Origin of the sequence: Moraxella catarrhalis, from assembly GCF_001632285.1 — a bacterium.
Classification (GTDB): Bacteria; Pseudomonadota; Gammaproteobacteria; order Pseudomonadales; family Moraxellaceae; genus Moraxella; species Moraxella catarrhalis.
In genome coordinates this window covers 279,001-290,242 of the sequence record NZ_LWAH01000001.1, presented here as the reverse complement: position 1 = coordinate 290,242, position 11,242 = coordinate 279,001, and the positions used below count along the sequence as shown (strand labels likewise).

General features: G+C 41.9%; 8 protein-coding genes. 2 read left to right on the top strand and 6 right to left on the bottom strand.

The window, feature by feature from the left end:
* Nucleotides 1-126: 126 nt before the first annotated feature.
* From fusA to A4U55_RS01235, 4 genes are all read right to left on the bottom strand, one after another.
* Nucleotides 127-2,253, bottom strand: a complete 2,127-nt coding sequence (fusA, locus tag A4U55_RS01250; protein ID WP_003656379.1) for an elongation factor G — start codon at nucleotides 2,251-2,253, stop codon at nucleotides 127-129.
* A gap of 159 nt (nucleotides 2,254-2,412) precedes the next feature.
* Nucleotides 2,413-2,886 carry a 30S ribosomal protein S7 gene (rpsG, locus tag A4U55_RS01245; RefSeq protein ID WP_003656378.1) on the bottom strand — a complete coding sequence of 158 codons (474 nt, stop codon included), beginning with the start codon at nucleotides 2,884-2,886 and terminating at the stop codon, nucleotides 2,413-2,415.
* Nucleotides 2,887-3,006: 120 nt separating this feature from the next.
* Complete coding sequence (gene rpsL, locus A4U55_RS01240) at nucleotides 3,007-3,381, bottom strand: 30S ribosomal protein S12 (protein WP_003656377.1); 375 nt, start codon at nucleotides 3,379-3,381, stop codon at nucleotides 3,007-3,009.
* 216 nt (nucleotides 3,382-3,597) lie between these two features.
* Nucleotides 3,598-5,727 carry an EcsC family protein gene (locus A4U55_RS01235; RefSeq protein WP_063453926.1) on the bottom strand — a complete coding sequence of 710 codons (2,130 nt, stop codon included), beginning with the start codon at nucleotides 5,725-5,727 and terminating at the stop codon, nucleotides 3,598-3,600.
* A gap of 358 nt (nucleotides 5,728-6,085) precedes the next feature.
* Between A4U55_RS01235 and A4U55_RS01230 the strand changes: the two genes are divergently transcribed.
* A complete protein-coding gene (locus tag A4U55_RS01230) occupies nucleotides 6,086-7,318 on the top strand; it encodes a beta-ketoacyl synthase N-terminal-like domain-containing protein (RefSeq protein WP_003656374.1) in 1,233 nt (410 codons plus the stop codon).
* A gap of 176 nt (nucleotides 7,319-7,494) precedes the next feature.
* A complete protein-coding gene (locus A4U55_RS01225; protein WP_063453925.1) occupies nucleotides 7,495-8,874 on the top strand; it encodes an anthranilate synthase component I family protein in 1,380 nt (459 codons plus the stop codon).
* 15 nt (nucleotides 8,875-8,889) lie between these two features.
* Here the strand turns inward: A4U55_RS01225 and A4U55_RS01220 are convergent, their stop codons facing one another.
* Nucleotides 8,890-10,686 carry an aminopeptidase P family protein gene (locus tag A4U55_RS01220; RefSeq protein WP_003661782.1) on the bottom strand — a complete coding sequence of 599 codons (1,797 nt, stop codon included), beginning with the start codon at nucleotides 10,684-10,686 and terminating at the stop codon, nucleotides 8,890-8,892.
* A 173-nt stretch (nucleotides 10,687-10,859) separates the two neighbouring features.
* Nucleotides 10,860-11,042 (bottom strand): hypothetical protein, encoded by a 183-nt coding sequence (locus A4U55_RS01215; RefSeq protein ID WP_003656368.1) that lies wholly within the window; start codon nucleotides 11,040-11,042, stop codon nucleotides 10,860-10,862.
* Nucleotides 11,043-11,242 lie beyond the last annotated feature (200 nt).

The window sequence follows — 11,242 nt, the reverse complement described above, 5'->3', positions numbered from 1 at the left end:
TGCCATGATGGTTTCCTCGAGTATATGCGATCATACAAACAGATCGCAACATTGTTAAAATTTGATTCATGATACCATCCGAGTATCAGATGGTATCTGATGATACTACTGCTAATAGACGATTAATTATTCATCATCATCTTTAGCTGTAAATTTCTTGATGATCTCATCAGCAACATTTTTTGGCGTTTCTTGATACTTCAAGAATTCCATTGAGTAAGTTGCACGACCTTGAGACATTGAACGCATTTGGGTTGCATAGCCAAACATTTCAGCCAATGGTACTTCTGCACGAATAGACTTGGTGCCACCAGGAAGATCATCCATGCCTTGAACCATACCACGACGACGGTTCAAGTCACCCATGATGTCGCCCATGTAGTCTTCAGGTGTTTCCACTTCAACTTTCATGATAGGCTCAAGTAGCGCTGGATTGGCTTGTAGAAAGCCTTTTTTGAACGCCATAGAACCTGCCATCTTAAATGATAGCTCATCAGAGTCAACATCATGATAAGAACCATCATATAAAGTTGCCTTGATACCAACAACTGGATATCCTGCGATAACGCCATTTTTCATACGCTCTTGGATACCTTTATCAACTGCTGCATGGTATTCTTTTGGAACTACACCGCCGACAATTTCTTCGTTAAATTCGTATTCCACATCGCCTGTTGGATCAAGTGGTTCAAGACGCAACCAAACATGACCAAATTTACCACGACCACCTGTTTGACGAACGAACTTACCTTCAACTTCCACAGATTGGCGAATCGTTTCACGATAAGCAACCTGGGGCGCACCAATATTAGCTTCAACATTAAATTCACGCTTCATACGATCAACGATGATATCAAGGTGAAGCTCGCCCATACCTGAAATAATCGTTTGACCCGATTCTTCATCTGTGCGTACACGGAATGAAGGATCTTCTTTTGCTAAGCGACCCAAAGCAACTGACATTTTTTCTTGGTCAGCTTTTGTTTTTGGCTCAACCGCCAAAGAAATTACTGGCTCTGGGAATTCCATACGCTCTAGAGTGATGATGTTATCGTTATCACACAGCGTGTCGCCCGTGGTTACATCTTTCATACCTACTAAAGCTGCAATGTCGCCTGCACGGATCTCTTCAACTTCTTTTTGTTCATTGGCGTGCATCTGTACGATACGACCGATACGCTCACGCTTCATCTTAACAGGGTTATAAACGCTATCACCTTGCTTAACAACACCAGAATAAACACGAACAAATGTCAAGTTGCCAACATACTTATCATTCATGATTTTGAATGCCAATGCTGAAAAAGGTGCTTCATCAGAAGCTTCACGAGAAGCTTCGGTTTCGGCTTTATCATCCAAAATGCCTTTGATCGCTTCAACATCATCAGGTGCTGGTAAGAACTCGATGACAGCATCCAGCATACGCTGTACGCCTTTGTTCTTGAACGCTGAACCACATAGCATCGGCTGAATCTCACTCGCCAAAGTGCGGATACGCAAACCTGCAACGATATCTTCTTTTGACAATTCGCCTTCTTCAAGGTATTTATCCATCAGCTCTTCAGATGCCTCAGCGGCAGCTTCGATCATGTTAGTACGCCACTCTTCGGCAGTGTCAACCAAGTCTGCTGGGATTTCGCCATATTCAAACTTCATACCTTGTGACGCTTCATCCCAGATGATAGACTTCATCTCGATCAAGTCAACCACACCAGTAAAGTTTTCTTCTGAACCGATAGGAATAACGATTGGCACAGGGCTTGCACCTAAGCGAGTTTTCATCTGCTCAACAACACGGAAAAAATTTGCACCTGTACGGTCCATTTTATTCACAAATGCCAAGCGAGGTACTTTATATTTGTTAGCCTGACGCCATACGGTTTCAGACTGTGGTTGTACGCCACCAACAGCACAATAAACCATGCAAGCACCGTCAAGAACACGCATAGAACGCTCAACTTCTACAGTGAAGTCAACATGGCCTGGGGTGTCAATAACATTGATACGATGTTCTTTGAACTGGTTACCCATGCCTGACCAAAATGCGGTGGTCGCAGCAGAAGTAATGGTAATACCACGCTCTTGCTCTTGTTCCATCCAGTCCATGGTAGCGGCACCGTCATGTACCTCACCAATTTTATGTGATACACCAGTATAAAACAAAATACGCTCAGAGGTAGTGGTTTTACCTGCATCAATGTGTGCCGAGATACCAATATTACGGTAGCGACTAATAGGGGTTGTACGAGCCATAATTTTTCCTAGAAAAATTCTGTTTAATTTGGTAAATCTGTTGGCTATTAACCATCACAACCAACAGATTTTTGAGTATTATTTGGAAATGAATTTCCAAAAACAATTACAATTATTGTAAGAAAAGTATGCACCAAACGCTGGTTAATGCACCTAAAATTAGAAACGATAGTGTGAAAACGCTTTGTTTGCGTCTGCCATACGGTGAACATCATCACGCTTCTTAATGGCTGCACCTTTACCTTCTGAAGCATCATTTAGCTCACCAGCTAGGCGTAGAGCCATAGATTTTTCAGAACGCTTTGAAGCAGCATCAGCTAACCAACGCATAGCCAAGGCGGTACGACGGGATGGGCGTACTTCCATGGGTACTTGATAGGTAGCACCACCAACACGGCGAGCCTTAACTTCAACGGTTGGGCGAACATTTTCTAGCACTTCTTCAAAAAAAGCCACAGGGTCTTGAATATTCTTTTTGGCAACAACTGCTTCTAGTGCACCATAAACAATTTTTTCTGCGACTGATTTTTTACCATCAACCATCACATGGTTAATGAATTTAGCAATTGTTTGGCTGCCGAATTTAGGATCTGGTAGAATTTCACGGGCAGCGACGACACGACGTCTTGGCATAATAGTTTTCCTTATCTCTTCAGGATTATCTGGTATAAAGCTAGGTTTAACCAGCCTTACTGCATGATTGGGTCTGACACACCAAACCCTGATTCACGCAACAATGTCTTAGGCAAATGATTACGCCTTAGGACGCTTAGCACCGTATTTAGAACGGCCTTGTTTACGATCTTTCACGCCTGCACAGTCAAGTGCACCGCGTACGGTATGGTAACGCACACCTGGCAAGTCTTTTACACGACCGCCACGGATTAATACAACGCTATGCTCTTGAAGGTTGTGACCTTCACCACCGATATAGCTAGAAACTTCATAACCTGAAGTTAGGCGTACACGGCAAACTTTACGCATGGCTGAGTTAGGTTTTTTTGGTGTGGTAGTATAGACACGAGTACACACACCACGACGCTGTGGGCACGCTTGCAACGCAGGAACTTTTGATTTTTCCTTGATGGTTGTGCGACCCTTGCGGATAAGCTGGTTTGTAGTTGCCATAGGGCAATTTTCTCCCGTTGTTGTTAAAAATTCGTCATCAATCAAGCACCGATCTTGGTTGGTACTTTCAACCAATAACGCAAATCCCCATTTAGGGCAATATATTATAGGGCTAAATCAAGAAAACTTCAAGCAGCCCTATAAAATAAATTATGTTTTTGATAAGAATAATTCAAGCCACTATCAAAAAATGACTGATTGATAGCGATTTTTTAATTATGCTTCGGCGGTTGATTCTTGATTTTCCGTATTTTCACTTGAGTTAGAAATCAATTGATGACTTTGCTCAAAATCATCTGAAAAGGTTGCCATCGCTGTACCAATGACTTCATCAATCAGCTCATTATTATAATGAGCACCCACTGCTACTGCAGATATTGGCAAAATTTTATGCAACCAATTTGGATTTAAATTATCAAGATTAACAAATTTATCCAAATCCAAAAACTGTTTGGCATAAGGTTGGCTTTCACGATAACGAGCAGACAAGCTATCTAACTGAGCTTTAATGCCTGTTTGTTGAGCATTAGCAAGCATGCTACTACCCAAAGCCAACGCTGTCAAAATCACCTGTTTTTCTTGGAGTTTTTCAAGATTAGCACCTGACAGCACACCATAAGCTTTCTTAGTACCTTCTTTGCCAGTCAGCGGCTGATCATAAATGGCAGCCACTTGATAAACTGTACGCAACGATACCATCAATAGCCAAGCTGCATCAGCAAGCACACCTTTTAAGCCTGCTAAGCCTGCCACACCGCCAAGCGTTGCCAACGCACGGTTTTGATTGGCGACATCTTCGGCAAAAGCATGACGCTCTTGAGTGTTCATGGTATTGATTAAATCAAATCTTGGGTCATTTTTAAGATCTTTGATTGCCCATGCATTCGACCATTCAGCTACTTTATTATAAAGTGATTCACCGATGGCTTCAAATTTAGATTGAGGAACAACTTTAGCTGCCACATTCTTAGCTGCAACTGCTTTGGCACCAAATATTTGTCCTGCAAAAAAACTGCTTTGGGCATGAAATGCATCTTTATCAAAACTTTCACGATGCAAGTCAACGCCTTGGTAATGTTTATTTTTATTTTGGCTAATGCCATACATGCCAGACAAATAGGCACCCACTTTACCAAGTTTAGTGGTCAAACCCTTATCTTCGTGGGTAGCGTCATACTCTTCGCCAGCCGCCTTGGCAGCTTGTAGAGATTCTTGGGCATTGGTTTGTAGTGCTTGTGCTTCTTCTTTAATGACTTGGGTAGCCAAATCTACATTTTCGCTGACTGCATTAATTTTCTCAGTTGCACCAAATTTTTCGCCCAATTCTTGAACTTTCTCATCCAAAGCGGACTTACCTTGTTCAAAGAGCTGATTGAGCTTATCTTTTGCACTTTGAGCGGTTGATTGTGCCGAATCAGCGGCAGCAACCGAACCACTTACTACGGCAGCTTGAGCCTCTGTAATGGCATCATTAGCAGCCGTTTGAGCTGTTTGCTTGAGTTCTTCGCCAGAAGATTTTAGGGTATCAGCTTTTTGGCTAAGCTGAGATTTGACCTCTTCTGTTTTGTCAACAGCAGCTTGCTTAATCTCATCTATTTTTCCGCTTGCGGTATTTTTGAAAGATTCGGTGGCGTGTTTGACATCATCTACCACATCTTCAACTTTGCGTTTAGCAGCGGTGGCAGCTTGCACCGCCTTATCTTTTAGGGTCTGTTTTTCTTGATCTTGATCAGTATTATCTTGATCGGTATCGTCTTTTAGGGAGTCAACCTGATCTAAGACTTGCTCTTTGATGGCTTCTACTTTGCCTTCAACCGCTTGTTTGGCTGATTCAAATGTTTGAGTAGCATCATCTTTTAGTGATTGAGCTTCAGCTTTGGTAGTCTCAACCTTATCACTGGCCGCTTGTTTTAACGCTTCAACTGTATCGGCAGCATCTTCTTGCAAAGATTGGGCTTTATCCTTGATATCCTCAACTAAACTTTGAGTTTTCTCTACCTTGTCTTGGGTAGCTTCTTTGGCGACTTCAAGCTTCTCAGTAGCCTTATCTTGAAGATCTTGTGCTTTATTTTCAAAATCTTCTTTAGCCTCTTGAGCTTTTTGTTTAACGCCATCTACCACAGTCTCATCATCTGCTTTAGATGCGTCATCAGTGTGATCTGCTTGGTCAGCTTTGGTATCCGTATCACGAATAATCAAAACATCAGAGACAGCTTGATTGTCGATATCTACTTCAGCAACAATTTCAACATCATCATATTCAGCGACTTCTTGAGCCAGCTCTTTGACTTGATCATCATGGCTGTGTTGTGTTTGTTTGGTGGTTTTTTGGGTTGATTTTGTCATCAGTTACTCCATGATTTTGGTATTAAGATTCAGGTTTTGACATAAAATACAAAAAGTCAATTTACTTTTATCTATCGTATGTCCAACCTCATTAATTGTATGAAATTGTCATAAAAATTATCTTCTAAAGATTATCACAAAAACTAAACTACGCCTAGTGATAATATACAACATAAATGTTATTAAATGTTCATAAATACCGTCGCCAATTGATGAATAACTAAATATTTGGTCAACCCTTGTCTATCTTTAGTCATTTTCACCTATTTTTATGAAAATTTTGGGAAAATTTCCCTAAGTGTTGGAATAATTTGTTACAATAGCAAGATTACAACTGTAAACTTTTTAGGATGAAATTATGAAACGAGTTGTCATCACAGGTGCAGGCATTGTTTCTTGCTTGGGTAATGATTTAGATACTGTCAAGGAGGCCTTAGAAAATGGGCGTTCAGGCATTCGCTTTAAGCAAGAATATGCCGATTTGGGATTTAAATCATGCGTGGCAGGTAGTATAGATCATGATGACTTGGACACCACAGGCATTGATCGTAAATTAAAGCGCTTTATGAGCAACGCCAGCCTTTATGCATATATCAGTGCTTTATCAGCAATCAAAAACGCAGGGCTTAGCATTGACACCATCGCTGACAATCCTAGGGTTTCGGTGGTTGCAGCATCGGGCGGTGCTTCTACTGCTGATGTGGTGGCAGCTGCGGATGCCATGCGTGAAAAAGGCTTGCGTGGCGTAGGTGCAATGGCAGTTCCCAAAATCATGGCAAGCTCGGTATCTGCGACCTTAGCGACGGGGCTAAAAATCAAGGGCTTGTCTTACTCGCTATCTTCTGCCTGTGCCACTTCAAGCCACTGTGTCGGTCATGCCATGGAGCTGATTCAACTTGGTAAGGCTGATATCGTACTGGCAGGCGGCGGTGAAAGTGAGCATTGGACGCAATCGTGTATGTTTGATGCCATGGGTGCAATGAGTACACAGTACAGCGATACTCCACAATCCGCCAGTCGCCCCTATGATAAAGATCGTGATGGCTTTGTGATTGCAGGCGGTGGTGGCATGGTTGTTGTTGAAAGTCTTGAATCAGCACAGTCCCGTGGGGCAACAATCTTGGCAGAGATTACAGGCTATGGTGCAACTTCAGACGGTGCAGAAATGGTTGCACCAAGTGGCGAAGGTGCGGTCAGATGTATGCAAATCGCCCTTGCTCAAGCAGGATTAGCCAGTGTTGATTACATCAATAGCCACGGCACCAGCACACCCCTTGGAGATATCACAGAACTTAACGCCATCGCAACCGTCTTTGGTGGAGCAAAGCAAACACCACCCATCAGCTCAACCAAATCTATGACAGGTCATAGTTTGGGTGCGGTAGGTACCCAAGAGCTGATCTATTGTCTGCTCATGATGAACCATGAGTTTATTGCTCCGACGATTAATATCCAAAATTTAGATGACGCTGCCAAAGATTTTGACATCGTTACCCAAACTCGTCAAACAGCACTCAATAGCATCATGAGCAATAGCTTTGGCTTTGGAGGTACCAACGCCGCTTTGGTTATCCAAAAATTTAACAATTAAGACAACAAAGGTCATGGGGACGGCATCCCTGTGACCTTATTAAACATAACAGCCATCTTGTCAAATCCAACGGTTTAACTTTTCAAGTATTTTACTGAACTAAAACAATCAGACCACTCCCCTTTTTCTTTTTTGTATTTTGCTTTAAAATTTGTATTTTTATTTGCCATTTGATAATGCTAAAACATCACTTTGCCACCACATACACCCCAAGTCAAATCACAGCTCTCATCACGACGCATCACCCTGATTGGCAAGTGTGCTTTTTAAATAATGCACATCGCCCTGTGATTGGGATTTGTCCTAAGGTTGCATGGACAGCCACTTTTGATAAAAATCTGTACATTCACAAAAAAACTCGTCAAGCAGATAGGGTACAGAGTTTAAATGGACGACGCTACCCATCTACTTATGACAACTGGCAGCATGAGCTGACGGCATATGCCAATCAAATGAATCTCGATGATTATCATGGCTTAAATCATAGCAGCTATGTGCATGGATTTATGGGATTTATTAGCTATGATTTATCAGCACATCAGTTAAATCATCGCATTACCATCAAGCCAAATCAACCTTGTGGCTATTTGGCACATTATGATATTTATCTTCAGCCCATCAAAGACGGCTATGACTTAATTGGCATGGGCGTTTGTTCTGAATTTTTTCATCGTATTACCCATCAGTTATCTGACTTATTATGTCGTTGCCTGCCCACAGCTTCGCCGATAGACTTTCAGCCTATTTGGACAAAAACAGAGTATGCCAAAGCATTTTATCAAACCCAAGAATATCTAAAAGCAGGCGATACTTATCAAATTAATCTAACCCAAAAATGGTATGCTCATTTAGACCGTCTGGCAAACCACTTGCCTGATTTACAAGACACAATGAATGCACCTTTTGCAGGATTTTTACAATTGGGGGAATTTGAACTACTCTCCATCTCACCAGAGCTATTTTTTGAATTTTACAAAACAAACGGTAAAATCCATCTGATCACCAAGCCCATTAAAGGCACACGCCCACGCCATGCAGACCCTATTATAGATGATGAGCTTAAACAATCTCTTGCAAACAGCGAAAAAGATATCAGCGAAAATCTGATGATTGTGGATTTGCTCAGAAATGATTTGGGCAAATATGCACAAATTGGTACGGTCAAAACGCCCAAGCGTTTCGCCATCGAAAGCTTTAAAAATGTGCATCACATGGTCAGCACTGTTACAGCGACGCTCAGTGATACGCATCCAATTACCGTCTTATTCGGCTCGCTGCCAGCTGGCTCTATCACGGGTGCACCCAAAAAACGGGCATGCGAGATTATCCATGAGCTTGAAACCTCACCTCGCGGTGCCTACTGTGGGACGATGGGCTATATGAATTTTGACGGTACAGGCAGCTGGAATGTACTCATTCGCACACTACAAAAATGGCAAGAATGCGAGATCTGGGCAGGTGGTGGCATTACCATCAAATCAAATGTTGATGATGAGTATCAAGAATGCCAAGATAAAATTGGCACTATTTTGGCAAAAATGTCTAAGCCAAAATAGTGCTTGATTTAAGTCTTAGATGGCTTTGGTTCTTTCGATCAGCCAGTCTTTAGCTGCACCACTGACACGATCAATCAGCTCATCATGCACACGCTGATGGTAGTGATTTAGCCAAGATTTTTCATCTTCGGTCAAAAGGCTGGGCAAAATGAGACGAGTGTCAAAAGGACACAAAGTCAAATCATCAAATTTTAAAAATGTGCCAAACTCACTGCGATCAGCCTCAACACAGACAGCACAGTTTTCTAAACGGATACCCCACTGACCTTCACGATACAATCCAGGTTCATTGGTGGTTACCATGCCACGCTTAAGCACACGCTCTGGCGTTGTTGGAGCAAATACTGAAATCACTTGCGGACCTTCATGGACATTCATAAAATAGCCCACGCCATGTCCTGTACCATGATTATAATCTAAACCCTGACGCCATAAATGGATTCGGGCTAACGCATCTACTTGTGATGACGCCAAACCTTCAGGAAACTGTGCTTGTGCCAGTCCAATATGTGCTTTGAGTACATAAGTAACATCGCGTTTTTCATCATCGCTCACTTGACCCACGCTTGCCATGCGTGTAATGTCGGTTGTGCCATTATAATACTGTGCACCTGAATCGATGAGTAACAGCCCATCACCTTCGATCACACTGTAATTATCTTCACTTGCACTATAATGCACAATTGCTCCATTGGCTTGAAATCCTGCGATGGTATCAAAACTGGGTGAAACATAGTGCTTTTGTTTACTGCGTGCCTCGATGAGCATACGATCGATATCAAGTTCGGTGATACGCTCGCCAAGTGATGTTTTGGCTTCAAATTCGGCAAAAAATTCACAAAGTGCCGCACCATCTTGACGCATGGCTTCACGAATATGTTCGATGTCTGCCTCAGATTTGATGGCTTTGATGATTGTACTTGGATTCATGGCACGAATCAGCTCAACCGATGAAGAAAGCTGCTTTAAAGTACCAATCGCAATGCGTGATGGATCAATTAACAGCTTGCCTGAAACTTGAGCAATCGCATCGCCAATCGCTTGATATTCAGCAACTTGTACGCCCATCGACTCAAGTGAGGTGCGTATTTTGTCATCAAGCTTATTGATATCAACAAATAAAGTCGCCTTGGTATCGTCTAATAGCAAGTGTGATAAAAATACAGGATTAAATTCCACATCAGATCCACGCAAATTTAACAACCAAGCAATATCATCAAGGCTAGATATCAGATGAACATCTGCTTGTTTTTGTTGGATTTGAGCACGAACCTGTGCTAATTTTTCGGCAACCGTTGTATCAACAAACTCAGCAGGATGCTCATAAATGGCGGCATCTGGTAACTGTGGTCGATCTGTCCAAATTTTTGACAACAAATCCAAGTCTGTTACTAACTGAATATCTTTATCCAAAAATGCTGTTTTTAAATTATCATGCTCATTTACAGACAATACATTGCCATCGATGGCAACCTTAGAACCAGCTGGTAATGTGTCAGCCAAATATTGTGTAAAAGTCGGCTGTCCGATCTGCATTTTTTGAAATTCAATGCCCGTACCTGCCAGCTGAATGGGTGCTTGTACCCAATAGCGACTGTCTGTCCATAAGCCTGCAAATGTCTGAGTGACAACCAGCGTTCCCACCGAACCTGTAAAGCCAGATACCCAAGCTCGGCCCTGCCAATATTTAGGCAAATACTCCGACATATGCGGATCGGCTGATGGGATAATCAACGCATCCACACCTTCATCTGCCAGAATTTGACGAGCAAGACCGATACGCTCTTGATATCTATTTGACGAATTTAGCATAACTTTTCCTTGATAATGATAAACCTATATTATATGCCTAAAGCGTTTAATTTTAACATAAGTTTGAACAATTGTTCTACGAATAAGGCAATCCACCTGATAAATCTTTAAGATTTAGGGCGATAAAATAAAAAACCCTTGTGATACTCACAAGGGCTAAAAGCCATAAAAAGTCAATTACTTTGCAATGTGGCGACTTCAGCTTCAGCAGGTTCAGCTTGGGCTGGATGCTCACCTGCTGGGCGTAGCCATGCTGAAATTGCAATACCTGCAATCATTACAAGCAATAGCACAGTACCAATCAATGCTGTTAGCGATTCTTTGAGTGGGTTATTATTTGAAGCATCATGTGCCATGGGTAACCTGCCTAATTTAGTCTAAGATGGGTAATGATTTAATTTAAGATGAAACCTAAAATGAATTATCCTTATTATATAACAAATGATGGCTTTTTGTACAATGACTTTTATCAATTCAAAGTTGTCTAAACCCAAAATGTCAAAATTCACAACCAAGTCAGCTTTGAAGATTAAAAACCATTAAAAACACCCAGCCA

Excerpts from the sequence above, each read along its gene's own strand:
- fusA (WP_003656379.1), bottom strand. The coding sequence starts at position 2,253 with ATGGCTCGTACAACCCCTATTAGTCGCTACCGTAATATTGGTATCTCG.
- A4U55_RS01230 (WP_003656374.1), top strand. The coding sequence starts at position 6,086 with ATGAAACGAGTTGTCATCACAGGTGCAGGCATTGTTTCTTGCTTGGGT.
- rpsL (WP_003656377.1), bottom strand. The coding sequence starts at position 3,381 with ATGGCAACTACAAACCAGCTTATCCGCAAGGGTCGCACAACCATCAAG.
- A4U55_RS01215 (WP_003656368.1), bottom strand. The coding sequence starts at position 11,042 with ATGGCACATGATGCTTCAAATAATAACCCACTCAAAGAATCGCTAACA.
- A4U55_RS01225 (WP_063453925.1), top strand. The coding sequence starts at position 7,495 with ATGCTAAAACATCACTTTGCCACCACATACACCCCAAGTCAAATCACA.
- rpsG (WP_003656378.1), bottom strand. The coding sequence starts at position 2,886 with ATGCCAAGACGTCGTGTCGTCGCTGCCCGTGAAATTCTACCAGATCCT.
- A4U55_RS01235 (WP_063453926.1), bottom strand. The coding sequence starts at position 5,727 with ATGACAAAATCAACCCAAAAAACCACCAAACAAACACAACACAGCCAT.
- A4U55_RS01220 (WP_003661782.1), bottom strand. The coding sequence starts at position 10,686 with ATGCTAAATTCGTCAAATAGATATCAAGAGCGTATCGGTCTTGCTCGT.